The sequence below is a fragment of the Streptomyces sp. Ag109_G2-15 genome (assembly GCF_900215565.1).
Taxonomy (GTDB): Bacteria; Actinomycetota; Actinomycetes; order Streptomycetales; family Streptomycetaceae; genus Streptomyces; species Streptomyces diastatochromogenes.
The window spans coordinates 1,244,360-1,261,371 of sequence record NZ_OCNI01000002.1; the positions used below are offsets into that span (position 1 = coordinate 1,244,360).

Consider the following 17,012-nt stretch of genomic DNA (forward strand, 5'->3'; position numbering starts at 1 on the left):
GCCGCGGGGGCCACGATGGGCCGTCGGCTGTCCGCTCCGTCGTCGTGACCGGTCGCGCCCACGCGGCGGAGCCGCACACCGACACAGCCCCGCGCCCCTTCGGGCGCACCCCTAGTTTCTGACGGGCCGTCATGAAACGGTACGGTGATGACCACATCGTCCGGGCTCAGGGGCAGGGCTGCCGTCGTCACCGGTGGGACACGTGGGATCGGGCGTGCCGTCGCCAGGGCGCTCGCCGCGGCCGGGGCACTGGTGTGTGTGACCGCGCGGGACGCGGTCGAGGTGCGGCGCACCGCCGCGGAGCTGGGCGGGATCGGGCTGGCCGGGAGCGTGGCCGACCCGGGGCATCCCGAGGAGCTGACGGATCTGGTGCTGCGCGAGTTCGGGCGGCTGGACGTCCTCGTCAACAACGCGGCGACCAACCGGCCGTACGGGCCGCTGATGGAGGCCGGCGCCCAGGCCTGGCGGGAGGCGTTCGCGGTCAACGTCGAGGCACCGCTGCGGCTGGTGCAGTGCGCCTGGCGGGGGTGGATGCGGGAACACGGCGGAGCCGTCGTCAACGTGTGCACGGAGGGTGCCGGGCATGTGGGGCCCCGCGTGGGCGCGTACGGCACCACGAAGGCGGCCCTCCTGCATCTCACCCAGCAGCTCGCGGGGGAACTCGCGCCCCGGGTGCGGGTCAACTCCGTCTCCCCGGGCTCGTCCGCACGGAGATGGCACGGTTCGTGTGGGAGCCGGGCGAGGCGGAGGTGGCCGCGGGGCTGCCGCTCGGGCGGATCGGGGAGCCGGAGGACGTGGCGCGGGCGGTGGTGTGGCTGGTGTCCGACGCCGCCGAGTGGATCACGGGGGCGGATCTGCTGGTGGACGGCGGGACGCGGGTGCGGGCCGCTTCCGGGGCCGGGGCGTACGCCGTGCACGAACGTCTGCGTGGGGTGCCCGAGGTCTAGGCGGCGGCGCGAGCCGGCCCCCGAAGGGCCGCAGTCCCGCTGGGGTCTGCAAGAGGATTTCAACCACGAAGAACGCGTCGCCTGCGCACCGGGCACCCCGGCACGACTCTTGGAGGGTAGATCACCGGCGGTCCGTCGGACCACCGGTTTTCCGACCCCGGTTCACCACTTGCCGGGCACGTAGTCCTTCAGGAAGACGCCGTACACGTCCTCGCCCTGCTCGCCGCGCACGACAGGGTCGTAGACACGGGCCGCGCCGTCCACCAGGTCGAGCGGCGCGTGGAAGCCGGCCTCGGCCAGGCGCAGCTTGTCGAAGTGGGGACGCTCGTCGGTGATCCAGCCGGTGTCGACGGAGGTCATCAGGATGCCGTCGGTCTGGAACATCTCCTCGGCGCTGGTCCGCGTGACCATGTTCATGGCGGCCTTCGCGGCGTTGGTGTTCGGGTGCCCGGCACCCTTGTAGCCGCGGCCGAAGACGCCTTCCATCGCCGAGACGTTGACGACGTACGAGCGCCCGCTGACCGCCTTCTTCGCCGCGTCGGCCATGGCCGGGCGCAGAGCGCTGATCAGGATGAACGGCGACGTGTAGTTGCACAGCTGGGTCTCGAGCAGCTCCACCGGGGAGATCTGGTCGATGGTCTGCACCCAGGTGTTGGTGTCGACGACGTCGGGGACGAGGCCGCCCGCGTCGATGGCGGTGCCGTCGAGGTGCCGGGCGACGCTGGCGTTGCCCGCGACGAGCGCGAGGTCGGCGACCTTCTGGGCGTCCAGGCCGCTGGTGCCGACGGGCAGCGCGGCGATGCCGTCGACGGCGCCGGAGTTGAAGGCGCCGATGACGTGGTGGGCGGGGAGTTCCCCGGCGGGCAGCGGGGCGCTCTCGCCCTCGACCAGGGCCGCGTACGCGCTGGGCAGGCGGCGCACGGTCTGCGTCGCGTTGTTGATCAGGATGTCGAGGGGGCCCGCCTCGGTGACCTGGTCGGCGAGGGCCACGGCCTGTGCCGGGTCGCGCAGGTCGATGCCGACGACCTCAAGGCGGTGCAGCCACTCGGCCGAGTCCTCCATCGCCTTGAAGCGGCGGATGGCGTCCTTGGGGAAGCGCGTGGTGATGGTCGTGTGCGCACCGTCGCGGAGCAGGCGCAGTGCGATGTACATGCCGATCTTGGCGCGGCCGCCGGTGAGCAGGGCGCGCTTGCCGGTGAGGTCGGCACGGGCGTCGCGCTTGGCCCGGTTCAGACCGGCGCAGTCGGGACAGAGCTGGTGGTAGAAGTAGTCGACTTCCACGTACCGCGTCTTGCAGGTGTAGCAGGAGCGCGGGCGCTGGAGTATCCCCGCGATCTTCCCCGCCTCGGTGACCGACGACGGCAGGATGCCCTCGGTCTCGTCGTCGATGCGCTGGGCGGAGCCGGTCGCGGTGGCCTCGGTGACCGCCTTGTCGTGGGCGGTCTTGGCGGCCCGGCGCTCCTGGCGGCGGCGCTGCTTGACCGTGCGGTAGATGCCGGCCGTGGCCCGGCGCACCGCGATGGCGTCGGGGTGGTCGACCTCCAGCTTGTCCAGCTCATCGAGCACGCTGAGGCAGACGGCCAGGCGCTCCGGGTCGATGCCGGGGCCGTACACGACCTCGTCCGTGGCCGTGGGGCCGTCCTCTGTCACCGTCATCGCGCTGCCGCTTCCCTGATCACCCGCGCAGCGCTCCGACTCGCGCCCGCTTTCGAACGGGGAATTTTACGGAGCAGGGTGCCTTACCACCAAACGCGGTTCCGGGCAGCCCCACGGGGGCCACCCGCACCCGGCGACGAAAGCCGCACGGGTGGTGCGGGTGGTGCGGGTGGTAACCCATACCCGGCCGGAGGCCGGGTGCTCAGTGCTCGCAGACGGAGAGCAACGTCTCCACCTCGTCCGACACCGCCCGCGCGAACACGTCGAGGTCCGGCACGGCCCGCGCGTCGGCGACGAGCCCGTAGTGCACGCGGCCGCGATACGTGGAGATCGCGACCGCCAGGGACTGGCCGGGGGCGAGCGGGGCGAAGGGGAACACCTCGGTGAGCTGGTGCCCGCCGAGCTTCAGCCCGAGCCCCGGCAGCGGCACGCTGGTGACGAGGATGTCGAACCAGAGCCGCGCGGCCTGCCCGACCAGCGGCCCGCCGAGCCGGTGGCCGAGCGCGGGCACATGGTCGGCGAGCAGGGCGACCGCGCCGGCGCCCCGGTTGGGGCCCGCGTCCTTGTTGCGGACCATCGCCGTGCGCACGGTGTCGAGCCGGCGGAGCGGATCGGGGTCGTCCACCGGAAGCCGTATCAGGTACCCGGAGAGCCGGTTGCCCTGTGGGTGGGCGGCGCGCGGGCGGCGCCGGGAGACGGGGATGAGGGCGCGGGGCGCGACGCCCGCGCTGCCGTCGCCGCGTTCGTCCAGCCAGCTGCGCAGGGCACCGGCGACGACGGCGATCAGCACGTCGTTCACCGTGCCGCCGACGCTCTTGCGGACCCGGTGGACGTCTTCGATGTCCAGGACGACCCCGGCCGTGCGGCGGGTGCCGCTGGGCGCGGAGGTCAGCGCGGACGAGGGGCGCATGCCGAGCGTGGAGCGGGCCAGGGAGGCGCCGATGTCGAGGGCCCGGCCCACGTCGGAGAGGGTGCCCTTGACCAGCTCGGGGACGCGTGCGGGCAGCCGGCGCACGTCGGAGAGCAGGGTGCGCGGCGGCTCGATGGCGCGGGGGCCGCGCTCGGGCAGGTCGACCGGGTCCAGGACGCCGGCGGCGAGCTTGAGCGCGCGCAGCCCGTCGGCGAGGGCGTGGTGGAACTTGAACAGCACGGCGAAGGACACGCCGTCCTCGCCGGGCAGCACATGCGCCTCCCACGGCGGCCGGCCGCGCTCCAGCGGGCGTTCCATCAGCCGGCCCGCGACCGCGTGGAAGTCGGCGGTCGGGGCGTGCAGCCGTACGTGGTTCAGCGGGTCGAAGTCCGGGTCGGTCTCGCGGGTGGCGCCGCCGAAGGCGAGCGGCTGCCAGACGTCCCGGATGCGCATGCGCAGACCGGGCACGGCGGCGGCCCGCGCGGCGAGCAGGTCGGCGGCGTGGGCGCCGGCGGTGGGCGAGTGCGCGGTGAAGACGCCGAGCGCGCCGAGGTGCATCGGGTGCCGTTCGGACTCCATGTTCCAGAACGCCAGGTCGAGGGGAGCGAGCAGGTCGGAAGTCAAGGGCTTGCCTCGCGTCGACAACAAGTGGAGGTGCAGGGAAACAGTCAAAGCGCGTCAGCCGATTACGGTCAAGTACGATCAGGCTACGCTCAGTTAACAGCAGATTAAGTCCCGCCCCCGCGAGAGGGGCGGGACTCAGGAGACTCCTGAGGTCACTTCAGCACCGGTGGTGCCGCCTGGGGTGACGTACCCCACTCGGACGGGCGCGGGCCGACCGTGAACGCCAGCGTGCGCGTGGAGCGCAGCGCGTCCGTCGTCAGATAGGTCCGCGCGTGGGGTGTCCCGTCCGTGTGGACGGTCTGGACGTAGCGGTCGGTCGCCGAGGTGCCGGGCGCGGTGACGGTCAGCCGGCCGCCGGGCCAGAAGCGGCGGTTCAGGGTGAGGTCGACGCGGTCGAAGACCGGGGTGGACAGGCCCCAGGTGTCGTAGCCGGGCTGGATCGGGAAGAGCCCGATCGACGACAGCACGTTCCAGGCGGACATGGTGCCGAGGTCGTCGTTGCCGGTCATGCCGGTGGGTCCGTCGGTGAAGAGGGTCAGCGCCGCGTGGACCACGTCCGTGGTCTTCCAGGGCTGCCCGGTGGCCAGGTAGGTGTAGGGCGCGATGAGGTCGGGCTCGTTCATCGGGTTGTACTTGTCGGCGTTGTAGTAGTCGTACGCGTCCCCGTGCACCCACACCTCGCGGGCGGTCTTCTCGGGGTCGGCCAGCAGCCGGTCGTAGGCGAAGAAGGAGTCCAGGCGGTCGTTGGCCGCGCGGTCGCCGCCGATGAGGCCGATCATGCCGGGCAGGTCCTGCGGGACGAGCCACTGGTACTGCCAGGCGGTGCCCTCGTGGAAGCCGATGCCGCGGGCCGGGTCGGCCGAGCCGGTGAAGGCGCCGGCGGCGTCCCGGGCGCGGAAGAAGCCGGTGGAGGGGTCGAAGACGGTCCGGTAGCTCTGCGCCCGGGCGGCGTAGCGGGCCGCGTCGTCGGTGTGGCCGAGGCCCCGGGCCATCTGGGCGAGCACGGCGTCGGCGAGGGCGTACTCCAGGGTGACGGAGGCACCGTGGTGGTAGTCGGAGTCGCCCATCTTGGCGAGCGGGTGGCTCTTGTCGTAGGGCGCGAAGCCGTGCGCGATGTACTCGGCGTTGGCCTCCCGGCCGACGCCCGGGTAGCCGGCGGGCGGCACCCCGTCGGCGTTCTTCCTCAGCGCCCGGTAGGCACGTTCCTCGAACCCCTTGAGCAGGCCCATCTGGTAGGCGGTGGTCAGGAACGGGGTGACCGGGTCGCCGCTCATGGTGTTCGTCTCGACCGGTCCGTAGCCCCACTTGGGCAGCCAGCCGCCGTCCTCGTCGACCTTCACCACCGACAGGGCCATGTCGCGCGCCTCGCGGGGGGCGAGCAGGGCCAGGAGCTGGGCCTGGGTGCGGTAGGTGTCCCACAGCGACCAGTTCTGGTAGTACGTGAACCGTTCCGCGCGGTGGATACGGCGGTCCCAGCCCGTGTAGCGGCCGTCGGCGTCGCTGCCGATGTTGGGCGCGAGGAACGAGCGGTACAGCGACGAGTAGAACGTGCGGCGCAGGGCCGGCTCGCCGCCCTCGACACGGACCGCGGCGAGCCGCCGCTCCCACTGCTCGCGGGCCCGGTCCCGTACGGCGTCGAAGGACCGGTCGCCCTCGGCGCGCAGGTTGACGGCGGCGCCGCGCGCGTCCACGTACGACAGGGCGGTGGTCGCCTCGACGGTACGGTCCTTGGTCGCGTCGAAGCGGACGTACGCGCCGCCGCCTCCGGTGTGCGCGCCCGGGGTGACCGTGGCGCCGTCCCAGGTGCCGTACGCGGTGAAGGGCCGGCTGAAGCGGGTGATCGTGTAGACGGTGTAGGGGCCGGTGTCACGGCAGAAGCCGTGGCCGGTGATCTCGGTGCGCACGGTGTGGTCGTCGAGGATCTCGACCGTGCTGCCGGCCGCCTTGTGCAGCGACTGGGCCGCGTTCAGCAGGACGTTGGCCTTGTCGGTGGCCGGGAAGGTGAAGCGCTGCACTCCGGTGCGCTTCGTCGCGGTCAGCTCGGCGCGGATGCCGGAGTCGAGGCCGACGCGGTAGTAGCCGGGGCTCGCCTCCTCGTCGGTGTGCGAGAAGCCCGCCGCGTACTTGGCGTAGTCCGTCTGCGTGACCTCACCCGTGGTGGGCAGCACGGGCAGGTCGCCGCCGATCCGGCAGCCGACGCCCGAGAGATGGACCAGCGAGAAGCCGCGGATGCGGTTCTGTGTGTAGTCGTAGCCGGTGTTGTGCCCGGTGTCCGGGGAGAGCTGCACCATGCCGAAGGGCACGGCCGCGCCGGGAAAGGTGTTGCCCTCGTTCTGGCTCCCGATGAACGGGTTGACCAGGTCGGTGAGGTGGCCGTCGGTACGCTCGGCGGCCCGTGCGGCCGGGGTGGCGATCAGCGTGGACGCTGCCAGCACCCCGGCCAGGCACAGCCGCGTGCGCCGGGTCCCTCTCATGTCGGATGACCTCCGCAGGTTCGACATCGTTGCCTGCATCGTGAAGGCCGAACGAGGCGAACCCCGGCATTCCGGGAGGAAGATGCGAAACGCGTCGCGCCCGGAAGCCGTCTGACGGTGCGTCCGTCAGGAGGTCAGGAGACCCGCTGCCCCTTCCCGAGGGCGATCACCCCGCCCTTGGAGACGGTGTACAGCTCGGCGTCCCGCTCCGGGTTGACGCCGATCGTCGCGCCGGGCGGAACCTCGACGTTCTTGTCCAGGACCGCTCCGCGGACCACCGCACCCCGGCCGATGTGCACGTTGTCGTGCAGCACCGAGCCCTGCACGACCGCGCCCGGGTCGACCCGTACGCCCGGCGACAGCACGGACCGGGTGACCTGACCGCGGATCAGGCAGCCCGCGCTGATGATGGACTCGCTCGCCATGCCGCCCGCGTTGAACCGGGCCGGGGAGAGCTGGTTGGAGTGCGTGTAGACGGGCCACTGGCGGTTGTAGAGGTTGAAGGCGGGACGCTCGGCGATCAGGTCCATGTGCGCCTCGTAGTAGGCGTCGAGGGTGCCGACGTCCCGCCAGTAGCCCTGGTCTCGGCTGGTCTCGCCGGGCACGTGGTTGGCGCTGAAGTCGTACAGCTGTGCCTCGCCGCGGCCGGTGAGCTGGGGCAGGATCGAGCCGCCCATGTCGTGCACGGACTGGCTGTCCTCGGCGTCGCGTTGCAGCGCCTCGATGAGGGCCTTGGTGGTGAAGATGTAGTTGCCCATCGAGGCGAACACGGACTCCGGGTCGTCCGCGAGGCCGGGCGGGTCGGCGGGCTTCTCCAGGAAACGCTCGACACCGCGGCCGTCCGAGCCCGGGGTGATCACCCCGAACGACGAGGACTCCGAGCGGGGTACGCGGATGCCGGCCACCGTCACGCCCGCGCCGCCCTCGATGTGCTGCTGGAGCATCTGCCGCGGGTCCATGCGGTAGACGTGGTCGGCGCCGAACACGGCCACGTACTCGGGCTGTTCGTCGTACACGAGGTTCAGCGACTGCAGGAGCGCGTCGGCGCTGCCCAGGTACCAGCGCGGGCCCAGGCGCTGCTGGGCCGGGACCGGGGTGACGTAGTTGCCGAGCAGGCTGGACATCCGCCAGGTGGTGGTGATGTGCCGGTCCAGGGAGTGGGACTTGTACTGGGTCAGCACGCAGATGCGCAGGACGTCCGCGTTGACGAGGTTGGACAGGACGAAGTCGACGAGCCGGTAGGTGCCGCCGAAGGTGACGGCTGGTTTGGCGCGGTCCGCGGTGAGCGGCATCAGGCGCTTGCCCTCTCCGCCCGCCAGAACGATTCCGAGCACCGAAGGTCCACCACGACGCATGGCCGCTCCCCTCACCCTGGTTGAACCATGGTTGCCCCGAGCAGACCGGACTAAGCCTGCTTGAGAATCTCCTCGTACAGTCCGGCGGTGCGCCGGGCCACCGCGTCCCAGCCGAACTCGCCCACCGCACGCTCCCGTCCGGCCTCGCCCATCCGCCGGGCCGTGTCCCGGTCGCCGAGGACGGCGTCCAGGGCCCGCGCGAGGCCCCCCTCGAAGTCGTCGTCCACGTCGACGAGGAGGCCCGTCCTGCCGTCCTCGACGACCTCGGGGATGCCGCCGACCCGGGAGGCCACCACGGGCGTGCCGCACGCCATGGCCTCCAGGTTGACGATGCCGAGGGGTTCGTACACCGACGGGCAGACGAACACGGCCGCGTGCGTGAGGAGTTGGATCACGTCCGTGCGCGGCAGCATCTGCGGGATCCAGAACACGCCCTCGCGGGCCCGGCTCAGCTCCTCGTACAGCTCCCGGAACTCGCGGTCGATCTCCGGTGTGTCGGGCGCTCCCGCGCACAGGACGACCTGGGCGCGCGGGTCGATGTCCCGTACGGCGCGCAGCAGATGGGGTACGCCCTTCTGGCGGCTGATCCGGCCGACGAACAGGACGTACGGGCGGGCGGGGTCGAGGCCGGTCCGGGTGAGGGCGTCGGTGCCGCGGTTCGGCCGGTACAGGGTCGTGTCGATGCCGTTGTGCACGACGTGGACCTTCGCCGGGTCGAGCGCCGGATAGCAGGCCAGGATGTCGTCCCGCATCGCCCCCGACACGGCGATCACCGCGTCGGCGGCCTCGATCGCGCTGCGCTCGGCCCAGCTCGACAGGGCGTATCCGCCGCCCAGTTGCTCGGCCTTCCAGGGGCGCAGGGGCTCCAGCGAGTGGGCCGTCACCACGTGCGGGATGCCGTACAGGAGCTTGGCGAAGTGGCCGGCGAGATTGGCGTACCAGGTGTGGGAGTGGACGAGTTCGCGGCCTTCGAGGGCGGCGGCGATGGACAGGTCCACGGAGAAGGTGCGCAGCGCGTCGTTGGAGCCGTCGAGGACGGGCCAGGGGCGGTGGCGTACGACTCCGACGCCTCGGCCCTCGCCCCAGCAGTGCACCTCCAGGTCCACCAGGGAGGTCAGCTCCCGGGCGAGGAACTCCACATGGACACCGGCGCCACCGTACACATCCGGGGGGTACTCCCGGGTCAGCAGTCCCACACGCACCCGACAACCCCCTTGCCCCGGCGGCACGTTCCCCTTCATGGTCACCCAGAAGCGGCGTCCGGGGAAGAGCGCGGCGGCCGGGTGAAGCAGCAGTCGCCGCAGACTCCGCCGCCGGGGACGCGGTAGTACAGGCAGCAGCTGCGGCGGCGGAAGGCGGTTCCGGTGCGGGTGCCCGTGGTGCGCAGGAGGGGGTGGGCGAAGAGTTCGTCCGTGAGGGTGCGGGCCCGGTCCGCGACCTCGGTACGACCTCTCGCGCGTGCCCAGCGGTCCAGTTCGCGGGCGGCGCCGGCGAGGGCCGAGCCGGCGTTGCCCCACAGCAGGCCGGCCGCGACACCGTAACGGGACTTCAGGGTCTCCCCTAGGGGTTCCAGGTGGCCGTGCAGCACGGTGTCCGCGAGCGTCGCCGCGTCCCCGGGCAGCGGGCGCACCTCGGTCAGCCACAGGTCGTCGGGGGCGGTGGCGGCGGCGTCCCAGCGCAGCAGGCGGGCATCGAGGTCGGGCAGGCGGCCGTACAGGGCGGCGCAGGCCAGGGCCGGGGACCACAGGCGGGCGGCGAGGCCCTGCTGGCTGATGGAGGCGGCGACCCGCGGCTCATTCGTGCGCAGGCGCTGCCCGACCGTGGTGACACGGAAAGTCAGCTGATTCCGGTAAACATCCGATGTCCCCGTTTCATAGGTCTCCGCGAGGGTCGGCAGGGGCGCACAAGCCGGCTCTGCCGCCGCTCCGGTGGTGCGTAGGACGAAGAAGCCGCCGAGCGGGCGGAGGGCGGCGAGATCGGGGTCGAGGTCCACGAGGAGCACTAGTACCAGGCCCGTTGGTGGTCCGGACCCCGGGGTGTCCACCCGTGGTCACCCGCCTTGGGGATGATCGGGCGGTCTGCGTACTCCATCGGTAGTAGGACCCAATGCGTGCTCAGGTACGACGACGGGAAGGGACCGAGCGGGCAGAGTGTTGACCATGGAAGCCGACCGTACGCCGCGCCGGACCCACGGGTCCCGCCTCCCGCGGAGGAACTGCAGATGAGCGCCCTCGCGTTGTCCGTGCTCCTGTCGTTCGTCTCCGCCGTCGCCTACGCCGGCGCGGCGATCGTGCAGGAGCAGGTCGCGGTGTCCTGCCCCGACGGGTCGTACCTGCCGCTGCGCCGGGCCGGCTGGTGGGCGGCGCTGGCACTGAACGGGCTCGGCGGCGTGCTCCACGTCGTGGCGCTGGCCTACGGCCCGCTCAGCCTGGTGCAGCCACTGGGCGCGCTGACCATCGTCTTCGCCCTGCCCATGGCGGCGCTCTTCGTCGGCCGCAGGGCCGGGGCGACCGCCTGGCGCGGCGCCATCATGGCCACGGTGGGCCTCGCGGGCCTGCTGTCCCTGGTCGGCTCGTCCGACGCGCACTCCCTCGACGCCGCCCAGCGGGTGGCCGTCGCACTGGTCACCGGCGGGGCGGTGGTGGCGCTGATGATCGCGGGCCGGGCCGTGCACCGGCATCCGGCCGTGCGCAGCGTGCTGCTGGCCACCGGCTCCGGCATAGCCTTCGGCATGTCGTCCGTGTTCACCAAGACCGTGGCGGTCGACTGGGACAGCGGGATCAGCCTCGGCGACCTGCCCTCCCTCGCGGTGATCGGTGTGTTCGCGACCGCCGGCGTCCTGCTCTCCCAGGCCTCCTACCGGGGCGGCGGCCTCGCCGCGCCGCTGGCCACGCTGACGGTGGTCAACCCGGTGCTGGCCGCCGCGGTCGGCATCATGATGTTCGGCGAGACGTTCCGCTACGACACCACCGGCACCGTGCTCGCCCTGGGCTGCGGCGTGGTGGCCGCGGGCGGTCTCATCCTGCTGACGACGGAGCGGCTCGAGGAGCGCGTCCCGTCCGCGGAGCCGGTCGCGGAGACCGGGGCGGGCACCGGAGAGGTGCTCGGGAGCGTGCCCCGGCAGCGGTCGGCGGCGGAGCGGGAGCAGCAGCCGACGGAGGTCGCGGAGGTCGTGGGCGATACCGCCGCGGAGGAGCTGCGCCTTCCCGACAGCCGCGTCCTGCCGGACGTGCCGGCCCTCGAGGATGTGCTCGTGGCGGCTCCGGACGGTGGCCACGAGGGCGGCGGCCACACCTCGGCCGCCTACGCCCTCCCGGCGTCGTACCTCCCGCTGTCCGCCAGCTTCCACCTGCCGTTCCCCGTCCCGGAGCGGCACCGCCCGCGGGTCAGATCCTGACGCCGCCGGCCCGGAGATAGGCGACCGGGTCGATGTCCGAACCGAAGCCGGGCCCCGTCCGCACCTCGAAGTGCAGATGCGGGCCCGTGACGTTTCCGGTGGACCCGGACCGGCCGATGCGCTGGCCCGCGGTCACGCTCTGCCCGGCCCGCACGGAGATGGCGGACAGGTGGGCGTACTGGGTGTAGCGCCCGTCGGCGTGCCGGATCACCACCTGGTAGCCGTAGGAGCCGCCCCAGCCCGCGGCGACCACGTGTCCGGCCGCCGCCGCGTGGACGGAGGTGCCGGTCGGCACGAGGAAGTCGACCCCGGTGTGGTAGCCCTTCGACCAGTGCGACCCGGCCACGCGGTAACCGGTGCCGATGGCGCCCTTCACCGGGGCGACGAGCGACTGGCCGCTGCCGTGGCTCGGGCGCTGGTGGGTCTTCTTCTCCGAAGGGGCTTTCTTCTTCGGCGACTTGGGCTTGCTGTCGGTGTGCGTGTCGGGCGCCGGGGAGGCGGTGCCGCGCAGGCTGAGCCGCTGGCCCGGCAGGATCAGGTCGGGATCGGACCCTATGGTGGTGCGGTTGCCCGCGTACAGCCGGCGCCAGCCGCCCTGGACGTGGTGTTCGCCGGCGATGCCCGAGAGCGTGTCGCCGTGCACCACCGTGTACATCTCGGCCTGGCCGGCGCGGGACTGCGGGGTCGTCTGCGGCTGTACGTCCGGCACGGAGCCGGTCCGGCCGGTCTTCGCCGGGCGGGTCGCGGCACCGTCGGTGTGGAGTTCGGGCGCGTCGCCGCCCCGGGTCAGCCCGGCCCGTACCGAGCACACCGGCCAGGCCCCGGGCCCCTGTCCGTCCAGGACCTTCTCGGCTACGGCGATCTGCTCGTCCCGGGTGGCGAGGTCGGCGCGCGGCGCGTACCGGGTGCCGCCGTACGCCTCCCAGGTGGACAGGGTGAACTGCAGCCCGCCGTAGTAGCCGTTGCCGGTGTTGATGCTCCAGTTGCCGCTGGACTCGCAGGCGGCGACCTTGTTCCAGGTGGACGCGTCGGCCGCGTCTGCGGTGCCGGCGGCGACCAGCGGGATGGCGAGACCGGCGCCGCCCGCCGTGACGGTGAGTGAGGCGCGGTTGATCCTGTTCGGCTGGTACCGGCGATGCCGGCCGCGTACGGCCATGTCCGAAATCCCCTCGGCATGCGTCAGGAGCGCAAAAGTAAGCGCCGCGAACAGGCCATGACAAGACGGCAAATCGGCCGCATGCGGTCACCAAGTGGCCGGGAACCGGCCCTCCTTGGCGGGATCGGCCGCGAGCGGCGGCCACGCTGAGGCGAGGGGCGCCTTCCGTCCGTACCCATGCGTGGCGGGTCGGATGTGCGCTCGCCGAAGCGGCACGTCAGGATGGGCGAGGGCCCGTACTTACGGAGCCGTAGTCACGAGGCAGCTAGGGAGCAGGCGGTATGAGCACTTCAGCGCAGATCGGTGTCACGGGCCTCGCGGTCATGGGCCGCAACCTCGCCCGGAACTTCGCGCGCAACGGCTACACGGTCGCCGTGCACAACCGTACGGAGTCGCGGACGAAGGCGCTGGTGGAGGAGTTCGGGCACGAGGGGGACTTCATCGGGGCCGAGACCGCCGAGGAGTTCGTGGCGGCCCTGGAGCGCCCGCGCCGTCTGGTCATCATGGTCAAGGCCGGCGGTCCGACGGACGCGGTGATCGAGGAGTTCGCCCCGCTCCTGGAGCCCGGCGACATGATCATCGACGGTGGCAACGCGCACTTCGCGGACACCCGCCGCCGTGAGAAGGCGCTGCGCGAGCAGGGCATCCACTTCGTCGGCATGGGCGTCTCCGGCGGCGAGGAGGGCGCGCTGCACGGGCCCAGCATCATGCCCGGTGGCCCGAGGGAGTCGTACGATTCCCTCGGCCCGATGCTGGAGAAGATCTCCGCGAAGGCGGCCGACGGGGCGCCGTGCGTCACGCACGTGGGCCCGGACGGTGCCGGTCACTTCGTGAAGATGGTCCACAACGGCATCGAGTACGCCGACATGCAGCTGATCGGCGAGGCGTACCAGCTGCTGCGGGACGTCGCCGGGTACTCCCCCGCGCAGATCGCGGACATCTTCCGCACCTGGAACACGGGCCGCCTGGACTCGTACCTGATCGAGATCACCGCCGAGGTGCTGTCCCACGTGGACGCGGCGACCGGCAAGCCGTTCGTGGACGTGGTCGTCGACCAGGCCGAGCAGAAGGGCACCGGCCGCTGGACGGTGCAGATCGCGCTGGACCTGGGCGTGCCGGTGTCCGGCATCGCCGAGGCCGTGTTCGCCCGGTCGCTGTCGGGACACGCGGCGCTGCGGGCCGCTTCGCAGGGCCTGGCCGGGCCGAAGCCCTCCCCGCTGAGCGAGTCGGAGGCGGCCGCGTTCGCCGACCAGGTGGAGCAGGCGCTGTACGCCTCGAAGATCGTGTCGTACACGCAGGGCTTCCACGAGATCGCCGCGGGCAGCGAGGAGTACGACTGGGACATCGACCTGGGCGCGGTCTCCTCGATCTGGCGCGGCGGCTGCATCATCCGGGCGGCCTTCCTGGACCGGATCCGTGCCGCGTACGACGCCCGGGCCGATCTGCCGAGCCTGCTGTCCGACGAGGCCTTCGCGCAGGAGATCGCCGCCGCCCAGGACGACTGGCGCGAGGTGCTGATCGCGGCGACTCGGCAGGGCGTGCCGACGCCGGGCTTCGCGGCGGCGCTGGCGTACTACGACGCGCTGCGGGCGGATCGCCTGCCGGCGGCTTTGACGCAGGGGCAGCGGGACTTCTTCGGGGCGCACACGTACCGGCGGACGGACCGGGACGGTTCCTTCCACACACTGTGGGGCGGGGACCGGGCGGAGGTTTCTGCCTAGGGGTGCGTTTCTGTGCGCCTAATGGGGTGGGGGGAGCTGTCGTGTCGCGAGTGCGGGTGTGGTCCGGCTGGTCGCGCAGTTCCCCGCCCCCCTGTGGGGCGCCTGCCCAGCCCGGTGTTCTCAGGTGAGAGGTGGGCCTGGTTCCGGGTTCGGTACGGGTTCCGGGCCCGGGGGGATCGGGGACGGTGAGGGCTCCGGTGGTGGGCCCGGGGCGGGGGGCGGCGGAGGGGGTGGGGGTTCCGGTGCCGGACTCGGTTCCGGTGTGGGGACCGGGCTCGGGTAGGGATCCGGTGGGGCCGGGCCCGGGGATGGTGGCGGTGTGACGGGGTCGGGGTACGGGTTGGTCATGGGGGTCCTCCGGGCAGTCGCTGCGTCGCCTCTGGGACTACTCCCCGCGTACCCGGGGGCCGCTCGGCCACTCACCCGGCGGCGGTGTGTTCAGCGGGTACGGGCGGCTGCTGCGGCGGCCAGTCCCGGGCGAGGGCTGGACAGCACCGGAACCGTGGCGGTCGTGAGGCCGCCGGCCGGGGCCATGGACGCCTGGGCCAGGACGATCACGTCGGCGTCGGTGACGGCGTCGGCGGCCGTTGCGACGCTGCGTACGTAGCGCTCCGTGTCGCCTGCCGTGAAGTGGTCCCAGGCGCCGTCGACCAGCAGGGTGCGGACGGAGACGGGGCGGGCGGCCCGGCGCGCCTCCTCCTCGATGAGGTCGGCGGTGGGGCCGAGGGTGCTCTCCAGGGCGGCGAGGACGGTGATGCGCGGGCCCGCGGCCACGGCGGCGGCCGCCATGGGACGGTCGACCCGCAGCACCGGTACGCCGGCCGAGGCGGCCTGGGCCTCCGCGACGGCGCCGATGGTCGAGCAGGTGCAGAGCACCGCCCACGCCCCGGCGTCCGCGGCACGGACGAGCGCATCCCGTACGTCGTCCGTGACCGCGAGGGGACCTTCCCGCCGGGCCCGCTCCAGCAGTTCCTCCGCGACGAGGTGCCGTAGCTCCAGGTCCGGGTGGTCCGCGTCGCGCAGGGCGTCGAAGACCGGGACGTGGACGGGCGAGGTGTGCAGGAGGGCGAGCATGGGGGGTCGGGATCCGTTCGTCCTGGGGTGGGCTCAGAACCGTCCGGGGTGGGCGCGCAGCCAGTCCTTCGCGGCCTCGAGCAGCTCCGGGTCGGCCGGCGGGGCCACCTCGGGGTGGCGTTCGGCCCACTTGACGACGTACGGGCACAGCGGGGCGACCGGGATGCCCTCGCGCTCGGCCACGGCGTACAGCTCGCGGGCGAGCGAGCCGGCGATGCCCTTGCCCTCGTGGGCCGGCTCCACGATGGTGTGGACCGGGACCAGGGCGCGCGCGGGCGACTCGAGGACGAAGTACTCGATGTGACCGGCGACTTCGCCGTCGCCGACGGCTTCGAGGCGGCCCGCCGCCCGGTCGTCACGGATCTCGATGTCACTCATGGGCACGCACGCTCCTGGTCCTCGTCGTCCTCGTCGTCCTCGTCCGCCGGTCAGGCCGAGACGGCCTGCGGGCTGCGTTCCTGGTCCGATCCGGGCACCGGCTCGGACGGGTCGGCACCGAGGGCCGCGATCCGGTTGCCGGCGTCGACGTGCACGACCCGCGGCCGGAGCGCCCGCGCCTCGGCGTCGGTGACCTGAGCGTAGCTGATGATGATCACCAGGTCACCGGGATGGACGAGGTGGGCGGCCGCCCCGTTGATCCCGACGACTCCCGAGCCGCGTTCGCCTTCGATGACGTACGTCTCCAGACGGGCGCCGTTGGTGATGTCGACGATGTGCACCAGCTCGCCGGGCAGCAGGTCGGCGGCGTCGAGCAGGTCGGCGTCGATGGTCACCGATCCCACGTAGTGCAGGTCGGCCTGGGTGACGGTGGCGCGGTGGATCTTGGACTTGAGCATGGTGCGCAGCACTTTGGACTCCTGGAAGACAGCTCCCTGCCTACTTTGTGCAGGTCAAGGGCGGTCTTCACTCTACACGGGGACGCGTCGAAGTCGATGATTGTGAGGAACATCGCTTGTCTTTGGAGAACAGGCTCCCAGCCTGGGCTTCCGCGCCAACCAGGCTGTTGTGACGCCATCAACCAGGTACCTGTTCGCTCACCGTTTCAGGATGTTCGGAACTGACGCTGACCAGATGCTGACTTACCTGATGTCACATCAGGTATATGCGGGGCAGCGCCATTCGCCACAGCAGCTCCAGATCGGGGCGCGTAGCCGCTCGATCGCGTCGTCCCGTGTATCGGAGCCGATCTCTTCACGCTACTTGCCGGGCAGGGGCGTTTCGAAGTTCCGGTGACCTGGTAGACGGGCTGGTCAGGGAAATGTCCAGCAGGTCGAGCGGGCGGTTGAAGGGGTCGTATGAGACGTGGCGGAGTCCGGCGGCGATGCTGCGGTGCCCGTGCTCCCGGAGCGTGTTGATCGCCAGGTTGCGCAGAGTCGCCATGTTCTCGGGGCCGTGGCCAGTGCGGATCTTCGAGGCGTCCTCGCCGAAGGTGGTGTCGCGGACGAAGTGAAGCCGGTTCTCGATGGCCGACTGCGACCTGGCAAGCTCGCCGAGTCGCCGGGGCGAGGCCTGATGCGAGTTCAGATCCGTGATCGCGTAGACGGTCTGGCGGGTGCACTTGCCGCTCTTGAGGTCAGTACGTGCCGTAGGATCCCCACAGCCTGGGCCGCATGGGGGAAGTCCAGGCCGAGGTCGGTGACGGTAAGGGCTCTGGTCGCCCGGGTCTCCCTGCGGCCGTGGCTGATCTCGCGGTCGTAG

At 72.1% G+C, this 17,012-nt stretch carries 12 protein-coding genes and 2 pseudogenes; 3 read left to right on the forward strand and 11 right to left on the reverse strand.

What is annotated here, in order from left to right; genetic code table 11:
- Positions 1 to 147: 147 nt before the first annotated feature.
- Positions 148 to 947 (forward strand): annotated as a pseudogene (locus tag CRP49_RS41995) (SDR family oxidoreductase).
- 162 nt (positions 948 to 1,109) lie between these two features.
- Here CRP49_RS41995 and CRP49_RS42000 read toward each other — a convergent pair.
- The 6 genes from CRP49_RS42000 to CRP49_RS42025 form a co-directional block, all read right to left on the reverse strand.
- On the reverse strand, positions 1,110 to 2,603 hold the full coding sequence (locus CRP49_RS42000; protein WP_097258611.1) for an SDR family oxidoreductase: 1,494 nt from the start codon (positions 2,601 to 2,603) through the stop codon (positions 1,110 to 1,112).
- Between the two features lie 202 nt (positions 2,604 to 2,805).
- Positions 2,806 to 4,137 carry a wax ester/triacylglycerol synthase family O-acyltransferase gene (locus tag CRP49_RS42005; protein WP_097258612.1) on the reverse strand — a complete coding sequence of 444 codons (1,332 nt, stop codon included), beginning with the start codon at positions 4,135 to 4,137 and terminating at the stop codon, positions 2,806 to 2,808.
- 152 nt (positions 4,138 to 4,289) lie between these two features.
- A complete protein-coding gene (locus tag CRP49_RS42010; RefSeq protein WP_097258613.1) occupies positions 4,290 to 6,611 on the reverse strand; it encodes a GH92 family glycosyl hydrolase in 2,322 nt (773 codons plus the stop codon).
- Positions 6,612 to 6,745: 134 nt separating this feature from the next.
- Complete coding sequence (gene glgC, locus CRP49_RS42015; RefSeq protein ID WP_097258614.1) at positions 6,746 to 7,966, reverse strand: glucose-1-phosphate adenylyltransferase; 1,221 nt, start codon at positions 7,964 to 7,966, stop codon at positions 6,746 to 6,748.
- A gap of 50 nt (positions 7,967 to 8,016) precedes the next feature.
- Complete coding sequence (glgA, locus tag CRP49_RS42020) at positions 8,017 to 9,168, reverse strand: glycogen synthase (RefSeq protein WP_097258615.1); 1,152 nt, start codon at positions 9,166 to 9,168, stop codon at positions 8,017 to 8,019.
- A 41-nt stretch (positions 9,169 to 9,209) separates the two neighbouring features.
- Positions 9,210 to 9,959, reverse strand: a complete 750-nt coding sequence (locus CRP49_RS42025) for a (2Fe-2S)-binding protein (RefSeq protein ID WP_097259317.1) — start codon at positions 9,957 to 9,959, stop codon at positions 9,210 to 9,212.
- A gap of 228 nt (positions 9,960 to 10,187) precedes the next feature.
- On the opposite strand from CRP49_RS42025, the gene CRP49_RS42030 reads away from it, so the two are divergent.
- Positions 10,188 to 11,363 carry a DMT family transporter gene (locus tag CRP49_RS42030; RefSeq protein WP_097258616.1) on the forward strand — a complete coding sequence of 392 codons (1,176 nt, stop codon included), beginning with the start codon at positions 10,188 to 10,190 and terminating at the stop codon, positions 11,361 to 11,363.
- On the opposite strand, the gene CRP49_RS42035 is transcribed toward CRP49_RS42030, so the two are convergent.
- Positions 11,353 to 12,519 (reverse strand): transglycosylase family protein, encoded by a 1,167-nt coding sequence (locus tag CRP49_RS42035; protein WP_097258617.1) that lies wholly within the window; start codon positions 12,517 to 12,519, stop codon positions 11,353 to 11,355. The genes CRP49_RS42030 and CRP49_RS42035 overlap by 11 nt on opposite strands.
- 281 nt (positions 12,520 to 12,800) lie before the next feature.
- On the opposite strand from CRP49_RS42035, the gene gndA reads away from it, so the two are divergent.
- A complete protein-coding gene (gene gndA, locus CRP49_RS42040) occupies positions 12,801 to 14,240 on the forward strand; it encodes an NADP-dependent phosphogluconate dehydrogenase (RefSeq protein ID WP_097258618.1) in 1,440 nt (479 codons plus the stop codon).
- Positions 14,241 to 14,678: 438 nt separating this feature from the next.
- On the opposite strand, the gene CRP49_RS42050 is transcribed toward gndA, so the two are convergent.
- From CRP49_RS42050 to CRP49_RS47575, 4 genes and pseudogenes are all read right to left on the reverse strand, one after another.
- On the reverse strand, positions 14,679 to 15,314 hold the full coding sequence (locus tag CRP49_RS42050) for an aspartate/glutamate racemase family protein (RefSeq protein WP_097258620.1): 636 nt from the start codon (positions 15,312 to 15,314) through the stop codon (positions 14,679 to 14,681).
- 33 nt (positions 15,315 to 15,347) lie between these two features.
- Positions 15,348 to 15,692, reverse strand: coding sequence for a GNAT family N-acetyltransferase (locus CRP49_RS42055; RefSeq protein ID WP_097258621.1), 345 nt, complete (start codon positions 15,690 to 15,692; stop codon positions 15,348 to 15,350).
- A 50-nt stretch (positions 15,693 to 15,742) separates the two neighbouring features.
- On the reverse strand, positions 15,743 to 16,162 hold the full coding sequence (gene panD, locus CRP49_RS42060; RefSeq protein WP_097258622.1) for an aspartate 1-decarboxylase: 420 nt from the start codon (positions 16,160 to 16,162) through the stop codon (positions 15,743 to 15,745).
- Positions 16,163 to 16,505: 343 nt separating this feature from the next.
- Positions 16,506 to 16,889: pseudogene (locus CRP49_RS47575) on the reverse strand (hypothetical protein); the annotation flags it as partial.
- Positions 16,890 to 17,012 lie beyond the last annotated feature (123 nt).

Coding starts and splice junctions, on each gene's coding strand:
- CRP49_RS42000 (WP_097258611.1), bottom strand. CDS start 2,603: ATGACGGTGACAGAGGACGGCCCCACGGCCACGGACGAGGTCGTGTAC.
- CRP49_RS42010 (WP_097258613.1), bottom strand. CDS start 6,611: ATGAGAGGGACCCGGCGCACGCGGCTGTGCCTGGCCGGGGTGCTGGCA.
- glgC (WP_097258614.1), bottom strand. CDS start 7,966: ATGCGTCGTGGTGGACCTTCGGTGCTCGGAATCGTTCTGGCGGGCGGA.
- CRP49_RS42030 (WP_097258616.1), top strand. CDS start 10,188: ATGAGCGCCCTCGCGTTGTCCGTGCTCCTGTCGTTCGTCTCCGCCGTC.
- CRP49_RS42035 (WP_097258617.1), bottom strand. CDS start 12,519: ATGGCCGTACGCGGCCGGCATCGCCGGTACCAGCCGAACAGGATCAAC.
- gndA (WP_097258618.1), top strand. CDS start 12,801: ATGAGCACTTCAGCGCAGATCGGTGTCACGGGCCTCGCGGTCATGGGC.
- CRP49_RS42050 (WP_097258620.1), bottom strand. CDS start 15,314: ATGCTCGCCCTCCTGCACACCTCGCCCGTCCACGTCCCGGTCTTCGAC.
- CRP49_RS42055 (WP_097258621.1), bottom strand. CDS start 15,692: ATGAGTGACATCGAGATCCGTGACGACCGGGCGGCGGGCCGCCTCGAA.